Origin of the sequence: Rhodomicrobium sp. Az07 (assembly GCF_018619475.1) — a bacterium.
Classification (GTDB): domain Bacteria; phylum Pseudomonadota; class Alphaproteobacteria; order Rhizobiales; family Rhodomicrobiaceae; genus Rhodomicrobium.
In genome coordinates this window covers 123,192-140,743 of the sequence record NZ_JAHFZG010000002.1, presented here as the reverse complement: position 1 = coordinate 140,743, position 17,552 = coordinate 123,192, and the positions used below count along the sequence as shown (strand labels likewise).

Genomic DNA, 17,552 nt, shown 5'->3' with positions numbered 1-17,552 from the left:
AAAAACTAGCCAGAATGCATAGTTTCCGCGCATTTCTTCTCGGTTTGACAGTATAGTCTCAACCCTGCACGAATGCTTCGAGCCCGGAAAGCCGCAGACGCGGCTCAAGCGTGGGGATAGGGCGCGGCGGATAGGGCGCAACCGCCTTCGCAATCGCGGCAATGTGATCCGGCGTCGTGCCGCAGCAGCCGCCGACAATGTTCAGAAGCCCGTCCGCCGCCCAGGATGCCATCGCGCGCGCCATCGACTCGGGGGCTTCGTCATACTCGCCCATCGCGTTGGGCAGCCCCGCATTCGCGTAAACGCTCATGTAGGTGTCGGCCGCCTTGGAGAGGAGAGCGACGGGCGCCCGAAGTTGCTCCGCGCCGAAAGCGCAGTTCATGCCGACGGAGAACGGCTTCAGATGGCGGAGCGAATACCAGAACGCCTCCGGTGTCTGGCCCGAAAGGTTGCGGCCTGAAAGGTCCGTCACGGTGCCGGACAACATGAGGGGGAGTTCCACGCCCATCTCGTCGAAAGCCTTCCTGGCGGCAAAACCCGCTGCCTTGGCGTTCAGCGTGTCGAAGATCGTCTCGATCAGGATGGCGTCGGCGCCGCCCTCGATCAGTGCGCGCGTCTGCTCGCTGTAGGCTTCGACGAGTTCGTCGAAGCTGATATTGCGAAAGCCGGGGTTGTTGACATCCGGCGAGAGCGAGGCCGTGCGGTTCGTCGGGCCGATGGAGCCCGCCACGAAGCGTGGTTTCTCCGGCGTCTTCGCGGTGTAGGCGTCCGCCGCCTCGCGCGCGAGCCTCGCCGCCGCGAGGTTGAGTTCCGCCGAAAGCGCCTCCATGCCGTAATCGGCCATGGAGACGCGTTGAGCGTTGAACGAATTCGTCTCGATGATGTCCGCGCCCGCTTCGAGATAGGCTTCGTGTACGCCCTTGATGATGGCGGGCTGCGTCAGCACCAGAAGGTCGTTGTTGCCCTTGACGTCGCTCGGCCAATCCTTGAAGCGCTCGCCGCGATAGTCGGCCTCGGTCGGCTTGTGGCGCTGGATCATGGTGCCCATGCCGCCGTCGAGGATCAGGATGCGCTCTTTCGCGGCGGCTTTCAGGGCTGCGATGCGGTCGGTGCGGTTCATGGCGAAGCCCTATGCGTTGACGGTCTGAGCGGGAGCCGCGTGCGGCTTTATGCCGAGAGTGTGGCATATCGCGTTGACGAGCGGGGCGCGATTCAGCGTGTAGAAGTGGAACTCCGTCACGCCGCCTTTTACAAGGTCCATCACCTGCTCGGCCGCGACCGCCGCCGCGACAAGCTGTGTCGTTTCCGGATCGTCGCCAAGCCCCTCGAAGCGCTCCGCGATACCGGCGGGCATGCTCGTTCCGCAGCGCGCCGCAAAGCCCGCGATCTGCTTGAAATTGTGGATCGGGATCTGCCCCGGCACGATCGGGATATCGATGCCGCGCGCGCGGACGCGGTCGAGATAGCGCCAGTAATGATCGTTGTCGAAGAAGAACTGCGTAATGGCCCGCGTGGCGCCCGCGTCCACCTTCGCCTGAAGCACGTCGAGGTCGAGATCGAAGGAGGCCGACTCCGGGTGCTTCTCGGGATAGGCCGAAACCGATACCTCGAAATCGCCGATGGTCTTCAGCCCCGCCACGAGATCGGCGCTCGATTGATAGCCGCCCGGATGCGCCGCGTAGGCCGTGCCCGCTCCCGCCGGCGGATCGCCGCGCAGCGCCACGATATGGCGCACGCCGACATCCCAATAGTCGCGCACGACGGCATCGATCGCGTCCTTCGTGGCCGCGACGCAGGTCAGATGCGCGGCGGGCTTCAGCGACGTCTCGGCGAGGATGCGCGACACGGTCGAATGCGTGCGCTCGCGCGTGGAGCCGCCCGCGCCATAGGTCACGGACACGAATTCCGGCGCGAGCGGTTCGAGCTTGCGGATCGCCTGCCAGAGAGACGCCTCCATCGCGTCGGTCTTCGGCGGGAAAAACTCGAAGCTCACCGAAATCGGCGCGTGCGCCCGTCTTTGCGTTCCTGCTTCCGTCACGAAGCCGCCCTCCACTTTTGCGCTGCCGCGCCTTTCTTCTTGCCAGACCAGATTGCCACCGTCAGCGCTTTTTCCCTGGCTCGATCGGCCCTGAGTTCGCGATAGGCGGTTTCGCCGAGCCCGCATTCCGCGAGCCAGCCCTTGATTTCGTCGACGCCGAAGCCGAGCCGCACATGGGCGTGCTCCTCGCGCAGGAATTCGAGATTATGCGGCGCGAAGTCCACCACGACGAGGTGGCCGCCGGGTTCGAGCACGCGCACGGCTTCGGCAAGAGCCGCCTTCGGCCAGGCGAGGAAGTGCAGCACCTGATGGACGACGACAGCGCCCGCGCTTCCTTCCGCGAACGGCAGATTATAGATGTCGCCCTGCCGCACGCTGCATTTCGTGGCGCTCGCGCTTTCGAGGCGCACGCGCGCCAATTTCAGCATTTCGCGGTTGGTGTCGATGCCGACGAGGCGCTCGGCGCGATCCGCCGCGAGTTCGAGGATGCGGCCCGTGCCGGTGCCGAGATCGAGCAGCAGCTCGTAAGGGCCGTTGCCGAGCGCGTCGAGGATCGCGGCTTCGACGTCCGGCTCGGGCACATGCAGCGAGCGGATGCGATCCCACTGCACGGCGTTCGCGTCGAAATAGCCTTGCGCAAGCTCGGCGCGGCGCGCGCGGATCTGATCGGCGCGTTCGGCGTCGCGGGCGAATTGCGGATCGTGCGCCGCGACCATTGCCAGCGCCGAGGCGAGGAACCCTTGCACCTGCGCATCGCCGCTCGCCCGCACGAACACGAAGCTGCCTTCCTGATAGCGCTCGATCAGCGCGGCGTCGGCGAGGAGCTTGATGTGTCGGCTCACGCGCGGCTGGCTCTGCCCGAGAAGCTGCGTCAGGTCGGTGACGTTGAACTCGCCATGCTGGAGCAGCCGCAGGATACGCAGCCGCGTCGGCTCGCCTGCCGCGCGCAGTAACCCCACGATGTCATCGAAACTGCCCATATGCTCGTTGCCGCCGCGCGTCCTTTGTGCTTTCGCCCGCTTATAAAGATATGTTTATATGCTTTCAAGGCGCAATGAGGGAAGCCGCAGCGTTATACAGCGTCGCGCGTGAACCGGATCTCTTACGCGAGCGCTGCCTGAAGACGCGCGAGGTCCGCCTCATCCTTCGGCAGCGAGAAGCGGAGCGCGTCGAGCTTGGGGAACGGGCGCGTCAGGATACCCGCGCGGGCAAGCCTGTCGAACAACGAGTGCGGCATGTCGGTGCTCGCCAGCCGGAACAGCGCCGTGCCGCCGACGATGCGAAGCCCTGCCTGCGCGAGCGCTGCTTCGAGCTTGCCGCCCATATCCGCGAGCCGCGCGCGTTGCTCGCCCGCGAAACCCGCATCCGCCAGCGCGGCCCGGCCGAACGCCACGGCCTGCGCGGAAACCGCATTCGGTCCCAGTGCCGCGCGAAACCTCTCCGCGACGGGGTGCGACGTGATCGCGAAGCCGAGCGGAATGCCGCCCGCGCCGTGGAGCGTGTTTGCGGAGCGCAGCACGACCGTCGAATCGAGGCGCGCGACGCAGGGCAACATTGAAGCGGTGTCGTCGGCATCGGCGAGCGTTTCGTCGATGACAAGCAACCCGTCGCGGCGCTTCAGGGCGGGCAGCGCGGCGGCGAGTTCGGCATGAGCCGCTATACGGCCATCGGCATGGCCCGGATTGTCCACGACGAGGATGTCGCCCTTGCCGATCGAATCGAGCGACGGAACTTCCGATGTCGAATGCCCCGCTGCCTCCCACGCGGCGCGGATGCCTGCGGACGCCGGCGCAAGAAACGCCACGCGCTTCGGCGAGCGGAAAAGCCATGGCAGAAGGCGCAAGCCTGCGTCCGCGCCCGGCAGCGGCACGATCTCGACCGAAGGCGGCACGCGGTAGAAGTTTGCAGCGAGCGCGCCAAGCGCGGCGATGGCGTCCCGGTCCATGCCTCGCGCGAACTCGTCGGCGGCAATGTCGGGTGCGGGATAAGGCCACGGCGCCGCTGTGCGCGACAGGTCGAGCCAGGGCTTCGGCGCATCTGGATAGAGCGCGCATGCGACGTCGATGCGGCCGTCGCCTTCAGCGAAGCGGGGATCGATCTTTTCGGCGGGGCGAAAAAGGAAGGCCATGGGTTGCGCACTCGGCTCACCGCTGCGCCGATCTCGGCGGCTGCGGGCTTATAATGTCTGGGCGGGCGACGAAGGCAATCGCGACGGCTCCGGTGAACGGATCGCCTGCCGCTCGCGCTTCAGCAGCGCGGACTTGCGCTCCACGCCCCAGCGATAGCCCGTCAGCGCGCCGCCCTTGCCGATAACGCGGTGACACGGGATCGCAACGGCAATCGCGTTCGATGCGCACGCCCTTGCCACGGCGCGGACGGCGGACGGGCAACCGGCCTTCGCGGCAAGTTCGCCGTAGGTCATCGTTTCGCCCGGCGGAATTTCCCGCAACAGGCGCCAGATCGCTTGCTGAAATGCCGTCCCCCCCACATCGAGCGGCAGCGTGAAGGCGCGCGCCGGTTCCTCGATGAACGCGATAACTTCCGCCACCGCGTGCGAAAATGCCGCACCCGCCGTGCGGCGGGCGTGCGGAAATCGCCGCCGGAAGTCGTCCGCCAGCGCCACGGCATCGTCGCCCGCTTCGATGGCGCAAATGCCGCGGCTCGTCGCGGCGACGAGCACGAAGCCCAGCGAACACGGCGCGACATCTAAGCGACAGGTGCCGTGCGATAGGTCAGGTGCTGCTGTGTCCGGCGCGGCAAGGGTCATGATTGCGTCCTCCCGAATGCATCGTCAGAGGATGCAACATCGTGGGGAAATTTGCATCACGGCTGTTGTTTTCGGGGCGGGTTTTTCCAGTCCGAGATCGGCTGCGGCAGGAAACGGTGGCCTTCGGACGAAAGGAAGGCCCACATCACCTGCGCTGCGGGCATGACCGCCTTTTCCTTCAGCCGCACGACGAACCATTGCCGCATCATGGGCAGCCCCGCGACGTCGAGCATCACGAGTCGCCCATCGGCGATTTCGACCGCCACAGTGTGAGCCGAGATGAATGCGATGCCGAGCCCCGCGATCACCGCCTGCTTGATCGTCTCGTTCGAGCCGATCTCCATGCCCACGATCGGATCGAAGCGCGCCTCTTCGAACAGGCGTTCCATCAGGATGCGGGTGCCGGAGCCGGGCTCGCGGATGAAGAAGGTCTCGTTCGTGAGATCGGAAATGGAGATTTCCTTGCCTGCGAGCGGGTGGGTTGCGGCCGCGACGATGATGTGCGGATGCGGGCCGAGGGTGGCGCTTTCGAGGTCGAGAGTCTCCGGCGGGCGGCCCATGATGGCGATGTCGAGTTCGAGATCGCGGAGCGCGCGGATCGTTTCCTGCCGGTTGCCGACGGCGATCCGGACCTCGACGCCCGGATGACGTTGACGGAACGCCGCGAGCGCTTTCGGCGCGAAATACTTGGCCGTGCTGACGACGCCCGCCGAGACGTGACCTCCCGCCACACCTTTCAACCGCTCCACTTCCTGGCGACACTCGGCGAGCAGGTGTTCGATCCGCTGGGCGGTTCTCAGCATGATCTGTCCTGCGTTCGTCGCGGTGGTCTTGTCGCCGATGCGTTCGAGAAGCGGCAGCCCGACCGCCTGCTCAAGCTGCTGGATTTGCACCGTGATCGCTGGCGGGGTAACGTGAAGGCTCCGCGCGGCACCGGCCATCGACCCCATTTTCGTGACGGCGGACAAAACCCGGAAATGCTTCAGCGTTACGTTTTTCACCCAAATAAGATAGACCGTTAGAAAAAGTTAATCAAAGGGAAAATAAATTAAAATTTACTTTCCTCTGCCGCCCACACATAGTCGCAAAAAGGGTGCTCAAAAAACAGTCGGTCACTCACCAGTGATGAGATAAGAATAATAACGTGTCAACGACCGACAGGGAGGAATTGCGGATGGGCGTTCATGCAAGTCTGCGTGAGCATTTGGCCGAATGGGCGGGAGACGACGCGCAGAAACGCGCTGTCGCAGAAACGGTCGAAAACCTTGCGAAAGCCGGGATCGAGATAGCGAAAATCATCGCGCTCGGGCCGCTCGCCGGCGACATGGCATCCGCGCGCGGCGAAGGCGGCGGCGGCGATACGCAGAAGGAACTTGATTTCCTCGCAAACAAGGTCGTTACCGACGCGCTGAAGGCGTCGCCGGTCGCCTGGCTCGGCTCGGAAGAGGACGAAAAGCCGGTCGAGCTGAACCCCGGCGCGCCGCTCGCGGTCAATACCGATCCGCTCGACGGTTCGTCCAACATCGACACCAACATGTCGATCGGCACCATCTTTTCAATCCTGCCCAGCAAGGAGCAGGCGGCGCTGCTTCAGCCCGGCCGCAACCAGCTTTGCGCGGGCTACATCGTCTACGGTCCGCAGACAGCCATCGTGCTGACGGTCGGACAGGGAACGCACATTTTCTGGCTCGACCCGCGCACGGGCGAATTCGTGCTCGGCAAGGCGAATGTTCAGATCCCCGTCGAGACAAAGGAATATGCGATCAACTCGTCCAATTTCCGGCATTGGGACGACAAGATGAAGTCCTATATCGTCGACTGCAAGCTCGGCAAGGACGGCCCGCGCAAGAGGGACTTCAACATGCGCTGGCTCGGCTCGCTCGTCGCCGACTGCTTCCGCATCCTGACGCGCGGCGGCATCTATCTCTATCCGGCCGACATCCGCAAGGGTTACACCAACGGGCGCCTGCGCCTTCTCTACGAGGCGAACCCCATCGGCATGCTCGTCGAACAGGCGGGCGGCGCCTGCACGCAAGGCAAGACGCGCATGCTCGATCTCGAACCGATTTCGCTGCATCAGCATGTCCCCGTGGTCTTCGGCTCGAAAAGAGAGGTCGAGGAAGTCGCCTATTACTACAATCAGCCCCCGGCGACGGGCGAACATTCCCCCCTGTTCTCGCAGCGCGGTCTTTTCCGCACCCCTCGGTAGGTCACGATCATGTCAGCGAAATATCCCATCATTTCGGTCACGGGCTCGTCGGGTGCGGGCACTTCCACCGTCAAGCACACCTTCGAGCAGATCTTCCGCCGCGAGAACATCAAGGCGGCGTTCATCGAGGGCGATGCGTTCCACCTCCATGACCGCGCTTCGATGAAAAAGGCGGTCGCCGAGGAAGAGGCGCGCGGCAACTTCCATCTGAGCCATTTCGGCCCGGATGCGAACCTCCTGAAAGAGCTTGAGAACACATTCAGCTCCTACGGCAAGACGGGGACCGGCAAGACCCGCCATTACGTCCATGACGAGGCCGAGGCGCAGAAATACGGCGCGCCCGCAGGCACGTTCACAGACTGGAAGGACCTGCCCGAGGGCGCGGACATCCTCTTCTATGAGGGGTTGCACGGCGCGGTGATCCTCAAGGATCGCGGCATCGACATCGCCAGTCACGCGGATCTCAAGATCGGCGTCGTGCCGGTGATCAATCTGGAGTGGATCCAGAAGATGCACCGCGATGCCAAGGTGCGCGGCTATTCTCCCGAAGACGTGACGAAGACGATCCTTCGCCGCATGCCGGACTATGTGCACTACATCACGCCGCAATTCTCGGAAACGGACATCAATTTCCAGCGCGTGCCGACGGTCGACACGTCGAATCCGTTCGTGGCCCGCTGGATCCCGACGCCGGACGAATCGCTCGTCGTGATCCGCTTCAAGGATCCGCGCGGGATTGACTTCGCCTATCTCAAGACGATGATCCAGGACAGTTTCATGAGCCGGGCGAATTCCATCGTCATTCCGGGTGGCAAGCTCGACCTCGCGATGCAGCTTATCCTTACGCCGATGATCCATCGGCTCGTCGATCTCAAGCGGCGCTCGTCCTGAGCGCTCCGAACGCCGCGAACAGAAGAAAGACCAAAATGACAACTTCCGTTTCCACTCCGTCGCAACGCGACCTCGCAAACGCCATCCGCGCGCTGTCCATGGACGCGGTTGAGGCAGCCAATTCCGGCCATCCCGGCATGCCGATGGGCATGGCGGACGTCGCCGCCGTCCTGTTCACGAAGTTCATGAAGTTCGACGCGAGCGCGCCCACATGGCCCGACCGCGACCGCTTCGTGCTGTCGGCGGGCCACGGCTCGATGCTTCTTTATTCTCTCCTCTATCTCACCGGTTCGCCGGATGTGACGATCGAGGAAGTGAAGAAGTTCCGTCAGCTGCACTCGAAGACGCCGGGGCACCCGGAATACGGCCACACCCAGGGCGTCGAGACGACGACCGGTCCGCTCGGCCAGGGCATCAGCACCGCCGTCGGCATGGCCATCGCGGAGCGGCTGCTGGCCGCGCGCTTCGGCGACAAGGTTGTGGATCACCACACCTATGCCATCGTGGGCGACGGCTGTCTGATGGAGGGCATCAGCCATGAGGCCATCGACCTCGCGGGCCATCTGAAGCTCAACAAGCTGGTCGTTCTCTGGGACGACAACTCGATTTCCATCGACGGCTCGACGAGCCTCTCCACCTCCACCGATCAGGTGAAGCGCTTCGAGGCGGCGGGCTGGAACGCGGTTCGCGTCGACGGCCATAACGCCGAAGAGGTGGAAGCCGCCATCGCCAAGGCGAAGACGAGCGACAAGCCGACGCTCATCGCGTGCAAGACCATCATCGGGTACGGCGCTCCGAACAAGCAGGGCTCCGAGAAGACGCACGGCGCGCCGCTCGGCAAGGACGAGATCGCAGCCGCGCGCGAATTCCTCGGCTGGCCCTATGCGCCGTTCGAGGTGCCGGATCCGATCCTGTCGACGTGGCGCGCCGCAGGCAGCCGCGGCAAGGCCGAATACGCGGCGTGGCATGAGCGCCTGTCGCAGCTTTCCGCGGACGAGCGCGCCCATTTCGAGCGGATGATCGCGGGCGACCTGCCTTCGGGCGTGCAAGAAGCGCTTCAGGCGTTCATCGCGAAGAACGTGGCGGAGAAGCCGAAGCTCGCGACGCGCAAATCGTCCGAGATGGCGCTTCAGGTCATCAACGACGCCACCGACATGACCATCGGCGGCTCGGCGGACCTCACGCACTCGAACTACACCATCACCAAGGGCATGAAGTCGATCACGCCCGACGACTTCACCGGCCGCTACCTCCATTACGGCATCCGCGAGCACATCATGGGCGCGGCCATGAACGGCATCGCGCTCCATGGCGGCTTCGTGCCCTATGGCGGCACGTTCCTCGTGTTTTCGGACTATATGCGCGGCTCGATCCGGCTTTCCGCGCTGATGGGCCTTCGCGTCCTTTACGTGCTGACGCACGACTCCATCGGCGTCGGCGAAGACGGCCCGACGCATCAGCCGATCGAACACCTCGCGAGCCTCCGCGCGACGCCGAACGTCAACGTCTTCCGTCCGGCTGACGTGGTCGAGACGGCGGAAGCCTATGAGATCGCGCTCGCCTCGAAGCACACGCCGTCGGTGCTGGCCCTGTCGCGCCAGAATCTCCCCACCGTTCGCACGGAAGCCTCAAGCGAAAATCTCACCGCAAAGGGTGCTTATGTGCTGCGCGGCGACGCCGAGGCTCCGCGCGACATCACGCTGATCGCCACGGGATCGGAAATCGAACTCGCGGTTTCCGCAGCCGAGCAGCTTGCCGCCGAGGGCGTGAAGGCGGTCGTCGTGTCGATGCCGTGTTTCGAACTGTTCGAGGCGCAGCCGGAAGCCTACCGCGCGGCTGTGCTCGGCACCGCGCCGCGCATCGCCATCGAGGCGGCGGGCCGCTTCGGCTGGGACCGCTGGATCGGCGAAAAGGGCGCGTTCATCGGCATGAACGGCTTCGGCGCGTCAGGCCCCGCACCGCAGGTCTACAAGGAATTCGACATCACGGCGGAAGTCGTCGTCGCCGCCGCGAAGAAACTGATCGGTTGAGGCGTGGCCGGGAACTCCCGGCCACCAATAAACAAAGTTCAAATTAGAAGGAAGGTAACCCCATGAATGACAAATCTGAAACAGTCACGGGTAAGGACCGCTACAAAGCGGGCGTAATGTCCTACAAGAAGATGGGGTATTGGGAGCCCGACTATCAGCCGAAAGAGACCGACCTCATCGCGCTCTTCCGGGTTACGCCGCAAGATGGCGTCGACCCGATCGAGGCGTCGGCTGCCGTGGCTGGCGAAAGCTCCACCGCCACGTGGACCGTGGTGTGGACCGACCGTCTCACCGCCTCGGAGAAATACCGCGCGAAGTGCTACCGCGTCGATCCGGTGCCGAATTCGCCCGGCTCCTACTTCGCCTACATCGCCTACGACCTCGACCTTTTCGAGGGCGGCTCCATCTCGAACCTCACGGCGTCGATTATCGGCAACGTGTTCGGCTTCAAGCCGCTCAAGGCGCTGCGCCTCGAAGACATGCGGCTGCCCGTCGCCTATGTGAAGACGTTCGACGGCCCGCCGGCCGGTATCGTCGTGGAGCGCGAGCGCCTCGACAAGTTCGGCCGCCCGCTGCTGGGTGCGACCGTGAAGCCGAAGCTCGGCCTTTCGGGCCGGAACTACGGCCGCGTGGTCTATGAAGCGCTCAAGGGCGGCCTCGACTTCACGAAGGACGACGAGAACATCAACTCGCAGCCCTTCATGCACTGGCGCGAACGCTTCCTCTACTGCATGGAAGCCGTGAACAAGGCGCAGGCCGAAACGGGCGAAGTTAAGGGCACGTACCTCAACATCACCGCCGGCACGATGGAAGAGATGTACAAGCGCGCCGAATTCGCGAAGGAACTCGGCTCCTGCATCGTGATGATCGACCTCGTGATCGGCTATGTGGCGATCCAGTCGATCTCGAAATGGGCGCGCGACAACAACATGCTGCTTCACCTGCATCGCGCGGGGCACTCGACCTACACGCGCCAGAAGAGCCACGGCGTTTCCTTCCGCGTCATCTCGAAGTGGATGCGCCTTGCGGGCGTGGACCACATCCACGCGGGCACCGTCGTCGGCAAGCTGGAAGGCGATCCGCTGACCACTGCCGGTTATTACGACATCTTGCGCGAAGACTTCGTGCCGAAGAACCTTGAGCACGGCGTGTTCTTCGATCAGCCCTGGGCTTCGCTCGGCAAGGTCATGCCGGTGGCGTCCGGCGGTATCCACGCGGGCCAGATGCACCAGCTCATCCACTATCTGGGCGAGGACGTGGTGCTTCAGTTCGGCGGCGGCACGATCGGCCATCCCTACGGTATCCAGGCCGGCGCGACCGCGAACCGCGTTGCGCTCGAAGCGATGATCTTCGCGCGCAATGAAGGCCGCGACTATCTCGCCGAAGGCCCGGAGATCCTGAAGGACGCCGCGAAGACCTGCACACCGCTGAGGCAGGCGCTCGATACGTGGGGCGAGGTGACGTTCGATTACACCTCCACGGATACGCCGGACTTCGTGCCGACGCCGACCGCTTCCTGAGCCAGCGAGTACCATGGCCGGGGTCGCCCGGCCATCCTTTGAATTTCATTCAGGCCTCCGCACGCGGAGAGCAGAATACCGAGGAAACCCAATGCGCATCACCCAAGGACAGTTTTCGTTCCTGCCGGATCTGACGGACGAACAGATCGCGAAGCAGGTGCAGTACGCCATCGAGAACAACTGGGCCGTGAACATCGAGTTCACCGACGACCCGCATCCCCGCAACACCTATTGGGAGATGTGGGGCCTGCCGATGTTCGACATCAAGGACGCGGCTGCGGTCATGACCGAGCTTCAGTCCTGCCGCAAGGTCTATGGCGACCGCTACATTCGTATCTCCGCTTCCGATGCATCGCACGGCTGGGAATCGCTCCGCATGTCGTTCATCGTGAACCGCCCCGCGGAAGAGCCCGGCTTCGACCTCGAACGGCAGGAAGTCGACGGCCGCAATATCCGCTACACCACGCGGTCCTATGCCACGAACAAGCCTTCGGGCCAGCGCTACTCGTCATAAGCCGCGCGGATTGCGGAATCGAAAGCCGACATGGCCGGAAAAATCGGCCATGTCGTTCCCTTGCGGATTGAAACGCGGCCTTCGTTACCATTCTTGACGGATGGGCGGAATGGCAACATTCGCTTGTGCGGGCGTGTCGGCCCATGGAGGAAGACGTGAGCGTGACGGCGGAACAGAATGAAGCGGCGGCGGCGAACGAAACCATCGACCTGCGCCGCGATTATGAGGAATCGGGCGTCGGCGAGGTGCTCGACCAGCTCGACCGCGAACTGATCGGCCTCAACCCGGTCAAGACGCGCCTGCGCGAGATCGCGGCGCTGCTTCTCGTGGAGCGGGCGCGCAAGCGTCTCGGCCTCGTCAACGAAGCACCGACGCTGCATATGAGCTTCACCGGCAATCCCGGCACCGGCAAGACGACTGTCGCGATGCGCATGGCGAACATCCTGCACCGCCTCGGCTATGTGCGGCGCGGCCAACTCGTTTCCGTGACGCGCGACGACCTCGTCGGCCAGTATATCGGGCACACCGCGCCGAAGACGAAGGAAGTGCTCAAGAAGGCGATGGGCGGCGTGCTTTTCATCGACGAGGCGTATTACCTCTATCGCCCGGAAAACGAGCGCGATTACGGGCAGGAATCCATCGAAATCCTGCTCCAGGTGATGGAGAACCAGCGCGAAGACCTCGTCGTGATCCTCGCGGGCTACTCCGACCGGATGGACAAGTTCTTCACGGCGAACCCCGGCTTCCGCAGCCGTATCGCGCATCACATCGACTTTCCGGACTATTCCGACGGCGAGTTGCTTCAGATCGCGGACAAGATGCTGGAGCATCAGAATTATTATCTCTCGCCGGAGGCGACGGTTGCGCTCGCCGACTATATAGAGAAGCGCCGCCAGCAGCCGCACTTCTCGAACGCGCGCTCGATCCGCAACGCGCTGGACCGCGCGCGGCTTCGGCAGGCGAACCGGCTGTTCGCGCACACGGGCGGGGCGTTGACGGCTAACCAGCTTTCGGAAATAACGGCAGAAGACATCCTTGCAAGCCGCGTGTTCAAGGTCGCGGCCGAAAGCCAGAACCAATAACGAAACCACAGGATACGCCCATGTCCTCGCTTCCGCTCATCGCGCCGTCCATCCTTTCCGCAGACTTCGCCCGCTTCGGGGAGGAAGTCCGCGCCATCGACGAAGCGGGCGCCGATTGGGTGCATGTGGACGTGATGGACGGCCATTTTGTGCCGAACATCACGTTTGGCCCGCGCCTTGTGGAATGCATTCGCCCGTGGACGAAGAAGCCGCTCGACGTGCATCTGATGATCGCGCCGTGCGATCCGTATCTCGAAGCCTTCGCGAAGGCTGGCTCCGACATCATCACCGTGCACGCGGAAGCCGGGCCGCATCTCGACCGCTCGCTTCAGGTGATCCGTGGGCTCGGCAAGAAGGCGGGCGTGTCGCTCAACCCTTCGACGCCGGAAAGCGTCATCGAATATGTGCTCGACAAGATCGACCTCGTTTTGGTTATGAGCGTCAACCCCGGCTTCGGCGGACAGGCGTTCCTCCCGTCGCAGGTGGAGAAGGTGCGCCGGATCGCGGCGATGATCCAGGGGCGCCCCATCGCGCTCGAGGTGGACGGCGGCGTGACACCCGAAACCGCGCCCCTTCTTGCTCAGGCGGGCGCAACCGCGCTCGTGGCCGGCTCGGCCGTGTTCAAAGGCGGCGAGTACGCGAAGAATATCGCGGCGATCCGCGATGCGTGCCTGCTGACGGCGTGACCCGAAGGACGGCGCTGGAACCCCTGATCCACGCGTCCTTCCTGCACTCGCGGCTTCTCGGCAGCCCGCCGACGACGGTGTGGTGACGACGTTCGCTTGCACCACATAACGACCGCCTTGCGCTGGGTCACGGTCACGCCGCCAACACTATGTGAGGGCAAGGACGAAGCGCGCTATCGCGAGATCATTGGCCGCCTCTGGTTCCACCGTTAAATGATTGTGGCGGCACCATCGCCGGGGACACATACCGACGATGCCGTGTCGCCGTTCGAACGGATATACAGTCTCTAACGCATTTCGTTGATCTAATTGACTTTCAGGTAGATGGAAGAGGGAAAGTGGCCGTCTGATATACTCAGCCCTTCGTCACGTTTTTGCGGACTATAGAGCTTTATGATTGCTTTCAACTCATCCGATGCCGCGTAATGCAACATCGAGAGCGAGGCAAGGATGGAGAAGCGCTCATTAAATGCCAGAAATGCGTGCAGAAGCACGGATTCGTGCCAGAAAAATAGATCTCCATTCAGAATATTTCCCGCATAATCGTATGGGAACATGACGTCGTGGAAGTGGACGAAAGCTCCCTCCGGAAGACGCGGAAGCATTTCGAGAACAATCCGGCTCACTTCTCCTGCTGGACCCAATGTGTGAGTAGAGTCTACAAAGAAAAGGTCGTTTTTCCTCAAGAAGGCGAGGAAGCCAAGATCCAGCGTTTCAACCGGAACCGGCTTCAGCGTGATGCCGCCTTCCGCTGCGGCGGACGTCAAGAACTTGTTCGGATAAGGTTCAATGCAAATGATGTCAGGCTTGTATCCTGCGAAGGCTGCCGCTGCGAGGCAGACCGCCGTCGAAACGCCGCAGCCGATCTGGATTATCCTTGCAGGCTGATGCGTGCATATAAACGCGTAAAGAAACAGTGCTTCGATCTCGCCGAATCCCGGCTCGCCGTTCCTTTCGCACGCGTGCTTGTAGATTGCGCCAGCGCTCAGTTGCTCTCTAAGTTGAGACGGGATCGTTTCCCGAACGAAGGAGAGTTGAGTGTCGATCTCCTTTCCTCGCACACCGATCATCGAGAAGGGCTTCTTCCAATGATCGGCGCGCCGCAGCTTGGAAATATGTGGGATCTCGGAATAAAAATGCCGGGGAAGAACATCGAAGCCGAGGTTCTGTCCCGCGCGGAAAACCGTTGAGAAGGCTGATTTGAGTAAGTTCCTGGACGAGCGCATTCGGACCACCTTCATTTTCAATTAAAATGAAAAGAACCTACCTCAGGACGCGCATGACTGGCAAACCGTTCCGTATTGCCGCCCGGCGTTATCCGCATCTTCTTGACATCGCGGCGCGGCGCGGCTTGCGCCCGTCAGCGGCGGAATCGTTCGCGCTATGCAAAAAAGACGGCCGCGAACCGCACGGTCCGCCGCCGAAGTTCGAGCGCTTCAGGAGCGAAAGCCACGCACAACCGCAAGCGGTGCACATTTCTCCGCTAGGAACCGAGCGCAAACTGCGGTAAGTGTGGGCTCGCGCACAAAAAAATGACGCAAATGATGAGCCGGGGGAAGGGCCTCCGGCTTGAGCTGTTGGAAAAGAATAAAGATGTTCGATATCTTCCGCGAAGAAGTGGAATGGGGTGGCCGCAAGCTGACGCTCGAAACGGGGCGCATTGCACGGCAGGCCGATGGCGCGGTGCTCGCGCATTATGGCGAGACGAGCGTGCTCGCAACCGTGGTCGGCGAACGTGACGCGGACCCCTCGAAGGATTTCTTCCCTCTCACGGTCAATTATCAGGAAAAGGCATACGCTGCCGGCAAGATCCCCGGCGGCTACTTCAAGCGCGAAGGTCGCCCGACCGAACGCGAGACGCTCATCTGCCGCCTCATCGACCGGCCGATTCGTCCGCTTTTCGCGCACGGCTTCAAGAACGAGACGCAGGTCATCGTGACCGTGCTCAGCCATGACATGGAGAACGATCCCGATATCGTAGCCATGGTTGCTGTCTCGGCGGCGCTGACGATTTCCGGCCTCCCCTTCCTCGGCCCGATCGCCGCTTCCCGCGTCGGCTATTCCAAGGGCGAGTATATCCTCAACCCGACCTCCGACCAGATCAAGGCGAGCGATCTCGACCTCGTGGTTGCGGGAACGGTCGACGCCGTGTTGATGGTTGAATCGGAAGCGAAGGAACTGTCCGAAGACATCATGCTTGGCGCGGTCGTGTTCGGCCAGCAGGGCTACAAGCCGGTCATCGATGCCATTATCGGTCTGGCGGAACAGGCCGCGAAAGAGCCGTGGAACGTTCCCGACGCGAAGAACGAGTTTGAATCCAAGGTTAAGAAGCTTGTCGAGAAGGATCTGAAGAAGGCCTTCCAGATTGCCGGCAAGCAGGAACGTCAGGCCAAGGTCGCCGAAGCGAAGGCCAAGGCCGTCGCCGAATTCGTCACCGCCGAATCGACCGCCGGCGAAAAGAACAAGGTCGCCGAAGCCTTCAAGGAAATCGAGAAGCACGTCGTTCGCACGAACATTCTCAAGACCGGCAAGCGCATCGACGGCCGCGACCTCAGGACCGTTCGCCCGATCCTTTCGCAGGTCGGCGTGATTCCCCGCACCCACGGCTCGGCGCTGTTCACGCGCGGCGAGACGCAGGCGCTGGTCGTCGCAACGCTCGGCACCGGCGAGGACGAGCAGTGGATCGACTCGCTGGAAGGCACCTACAAGGAGTCCTTCCTGCTGCATTACAACTTCCCGCCCTACTCGGTCGGCGAGACGGGCCGCGTCGGTTCACCCGGTCGCCGCGAAATCGGCCACGGCAAGCTCGCCTGGCGCGCTGTTCACCCGATGATGCCGGAAAGCGACAAGTTCCCCTACACGGTGCGCGTCGTCTCCGAGATCACCGAGTCGAACGGTTCGTCCTCCATGGCGAGCGTGTGCGGCGCCTCTCTGTCGCTGATGGATGCGGGCGTGCCGATCAAGGCGCCGGTCGCGGGCATCGCGATGGGCCTCATCAAGGAAGCCGACGGCGTGGCCGTTCTCTCCGACATCATCGGCGACGAAGACCACCTCGGCGACATGGACTTCAAGGTGGCCGGTTCCGCGAATGGCGTGACCGCGCTCCAGATGGACATCAAGATCACGGGCATAACGACCGAGATCATGAAGACCGCGCTGGAGCAGGCCTATGAAGGCCGCCTGCACATCCTCAACGAAATGTCGAAGGCGCTCGGCAGCGCGCGCGGCGAGCTTGGCGAATTCGCGCCGCGCATCGAGACGATCACCATCCCGACCGACAAGATCCGCGAAGTGATCGGCTCGGGCGGCTCGGTCATCCGCTCCATCGTGGAGGAATCCGGCGCGAAGATCGACATCTCCGACGACGGCACGGTGAAGGTCGCCGCCGCGAACCTCAGCTCGATCCAGGACGCGATCAACCGCATCAAGTCCATCGCGTCCGAGCCGGAAGTCGGCGTGATCTACAAGGGCAAGGTCGTGAAGATCGTGGAATTCGGCGCGTTCGTGAACTTCTTCGGTTCGCGCGACGGCCTCGTGCACATCTCGCAGATGGCCGAACGCCGCCTGAAGCACGCGTCCGAAGTCGTCAAGGACGGACAGGAAGTCTTCGTGAAGTGCCTCGGCTTCGACGAGCGCGGCAAGGTCCGCCTCACGATGAAGGGCATCGACCAGACCAACGGCAAGGAAGTCGCCGCCGCCGCTGCGGATGAGCAGCCCGCAGGCTGAGGCTGAACGACATACGAATGCGAAAAGCCCCGGCATTGCCGGGGCTTTTTTGTTTGCCACGCCATCGATTCAATTTTAACTTATGGACT

The 17,552-nt window shown here is 63.0% G+C and carries 15 protein-coding genes; 8 read left to right on the top strand and 7 right to left on the bottom strand.

The features are described from left to right. Window positions 1-58: 58 nt before the first annotated feature. The 6 genes from KKP04_RS02215 to KKP04_RS02190 all read right to left on the bottom strand — a co-directional run bounded on the left by KKP04_RS02215 (window position 59) and on the right by KKP04_RS02190 (window position 5,806). Complete coding sequence (locus tag KKP04_RS02215) at window positions 59-1,120, bottom strand: homocysteine S-methyltransferase family protein (protein ID WP_215026011.1); 1,062 nt, start codon at window positions 1,118-1,120, stop codon at window positions 59-61. A 9-nt stretch (window positions 1,121-1,129) separates the two neighbouring features. Further along, window positions 1,130-2,038, bottom strand: a complete 909-nt coding sequence (gene metF, locus KKP04_RS02210) for a methylenetetrahydrofolate reductase [NAD(P)H] (RefSeq protein ID WP_215026008.1) — start codon at window positions 2,036-2,038, stop codon at window positions 1,130-1,132. Beyond that, entirely contained in the window at window positions 2,035-3,018 is a 984-nt protein-coding gene (locus KKP04_RS02205) for a metalloregulator ArsR/SmtB family transcription factor (RefSeq protein ID WP_215026004.1), read from the bottom strand. The genes metF and KKP04_RS02205 overlap by 4 nt, the downstream gene beginning before the upstream one ends. 122 nt (window positions 3,019-3,140) lie before the next feature. Next, window positions 3,141-4,166, bottom strand: a complete 1,026-nt coding sequence (locus tag KKP04_RS02200; RefSeq protein WP_215026001.1) for an aminotransferase class I/II-fold pyridoxal phosphate-dependent enzyme — start codon at window positions 4,164-4,166, stop codon at window positions 3,141-3,143. Between the two features lie 48 nt (window positions 4,167-4,214). Beyond that, complete coding sequence (locus KKP04_RS02195; RefSeq protein WP_251133847.1) at window positions 4,215-4,805, bottom strand: methylated-DNA--[protein]-cysteine S-methyltransferase; 591 nt, start codon at window positions 4,803-4,805, stop codon at window positions 4,215-4,217. 56 nt (window positions 4,806-4,861) lie between these two features. Continuing rightward, window positions 4,862-5,806: a LysR family transcriptional regulator gene (locus KKP04_RS02190; protein WP_215025997.1), complete on the bottom strand. Its 945-nt coding sequence runs from the start codon at window positions 5,804-5,806 to the stop codon at window positions 4,862-4,864. 173 nt (window positions 5,807-5,979) lie between these two features. Here KKP04_RS02190 and KKP04_RS02185 point away from each other — a divergent pair, with 173 nt between their 5' ends. The 7 genes from KKP04_RS02185 to rpe all read left to right on the top strand — a co-directional run bounded on the left by KKP04_RS02185 (window position 5,980) and on the right by rpe (window position 13,737). Continuing rightward, entirely contained in the window at window positions 5,980-7,014 is a 1,035-nt protein-coding gene (locus KKP04_RS02185; protein ID WP_215026296.1) for a class 1 fructose-bisphosphatase, read from the top strand. A gap of 9 nt (window positions 7,015-7,023) precedes the next feature. Then, entirely contained in the window at window positions 7,024-7,905 is an 882-nt protein-coding gene (locus KKP04_RS02180) for a phosphoribulokinase (RefSeq protein WP_215025994.1), read from the top strand. A gap of 35 nt (window positions 7,906-7,940) precedes the next feature. Then, window positions 7,941-9,935: a transketolase gene (gene tkt / locus KKP04_RS02175; protein ID WP_215025991.1), complete on the top strand. Its 1,995-nt coding sequence runs from the start codon at window positions 7,941-7,943 to the stop codon at window positions 9,933-9,935. A 62-nt stretch (window positions 9,936-9,997) separates the two neighbouring features. Then, window positions 9,998-11,455 carry a form I ribulose bisphosphate carboxylase large subunit gene (locus KKP04_RS02170; protein WP_215025990.1) on the top strand — a complete coding sequence of 486 codons (1,458 nt, stop codon included), beginning with the start codon at window positions 9,998-10,000 and terminating at the stop codon, window positions 11,453-11,455. 91 nt (window positions 11,456-11,546) lie between these two features. Then, entirely contained in the window at window positions 11,547-11,969 is a 423-nt protein-coding gene (locus KKP04_RS02165; protein WP_215025988.1) for a ribulose bisphosphate carboxylase small subunit, read from the top strand. A gap of 143 nt (window positions 11,970-12,112) precedes the next feature. After that, a complete protein-coding gene (cbbX, locus tag KKP04_RS02160) occupies window positions 12,113-13,051 on the top strand; it encodes a CbbX protein (RefSeq protein WP_215025986.1) in 939 nt (312 codons plus the stop codon). 20 nt (window positions 13,052-13,071) lie between these two features. Then, complete coding sequence (gene rpe / locus KKP04_RS02155; RefSeq protein WP_215025985.1) at window positions 13,072-13,737, top strand: ribulose-phosphate 3-epimerase; 666 nt, start codon at window positions 13,072-13,074, stop codon at window positions 13,735-13,737. Between the two features lie 305 nt (window positions 13,738-14,042). Here the strand turns inward: rpe and KKP04_RS02150 are convergent, their stop codons facing one another. Continuing rightward, window positions 14,043-14,963 (bottom strand): class I SAM-dependent methyltransferase, encoded by a 921-nt coding sequence (locus KKP04_RS02150; protein WP_215025982.1) that lies wholly within the window; start codon window positions 14,961-14,963, stop codon window positions 14,043-14,045. 367 nt (window positions 14,964-15,330) lie between these two features. Here KKP04_RS02150 and pnp point away from each other — a divergent pair, with 367 nt between their 5' ends. Then, the gene (gene pnp / locus KKP04_RS02145) at window positions 15,331-17,463 is read left to right on the top strand and encodes a polyribonucleotide nucleotidyltransferase (protein ID WP_215025979.1); all 2,133 of its coding nucleotides are present in this window, start codon (window positions 15,331-15,333) and stop codon (window positions 17,461-17,463) included. Window positions 17,464-17,552 lie beyond the last annotated feature (89 nt).

Excerpts from the sequence above, each read along its gene's own strand:
- KKP04_RS02215 (WP_215026011.1), bottom strand. The coding sequence starts at position 1,120 with ATGAACCGCACCGACCGCATCGCAGCCCTGAAAGCCGCCGCGAAAGAG.
- KKP04_RS02205 (WP_215026004.1), bottom strand. The coding sequence starts at position 3,018 with ATGGGCAGTTTCGATGACATCGTGGGGTTACTGCGCGCGGCAGGCGAG.
- KKP04_RS02200 (WP_215026001.1), bottom strand. The coding sequence starts at position 4,166 with ATGGCCTTCCTTTTTCGCCCCGCCGAAAAGATCGATCCCCGCTTCGCT.
- KKP04_RS02195 (WP_251133847.1), bottom strand. The coding sequence starts at position 4,805 with ATGACCCTTGCCGCGCCGGACACAGCAGCACCTGACCTATCGCACGGC.
- KKP04_RS02185 (WP_215026296.1), top strand. The coding sequence starts at position 5,980 with ATGGGCGTTCATGCAAGTCTGCGTGAGCATTTGGCCGAATGGGCGGGA.
- KKP04_RS02180 (WP_215025994.1), top strand. The coding sequence starts at position 7,024 with ATGTCAGCGAAATATCCCATCATTTCGGTCACGGGCTCGTCGGGTGCG.
- tkt (WP_215025991.1), top strand. The coding sequence starts at position 7,941 with ATGACAACTTCCGTTTCCACTCCGTCGCAACGCGACCTCGCAAACGCC.
- KKP04_RS02170 (WP_215025990.1), top strand. The coding sequence starts at position 9,998 with ATGAATGACAAATCTGAAACAGTCACGGGTAAGGACCGCTACAAAGCG.
- KKP04_RS02165 (WP_215025988.1), top strand. The coding sequence starts at position 11,547 with ATGCGCATCACCCAAGGACAGTTTTCGTTCCTGCCGGATCTGACGGAC.
- cbbX (WP_215025986.1), top strand. The coding sequence starts at position 12,113 with ATGGAGGAAGACGTGAGCGTGACGGCGGAACAGAATGAAGCGGCGGCG.
- rpe (WP_215025985.1), top strand. The coding sequence starts at position 13,072 with ATGTCCTCGCTTCCGCTCATCGCGCCGTCCATCCTTTCCGCAGACTTC.
- KKP04_RS02150 (WP_215025982.1), bottom strand. The coding sequence starts at position 14,963 with ATGCGCTCGTCCAGGAACTTACTCAAATCAGCCTTCTCAACGGTTTTC.
- pnp (WP_215025979.1), top strand. The coding sequence starts at position 15,331 with ATGTTCGATATCTTCCGCGAAGAAGTGGAATGGGGTGGCCGCAAGCTG.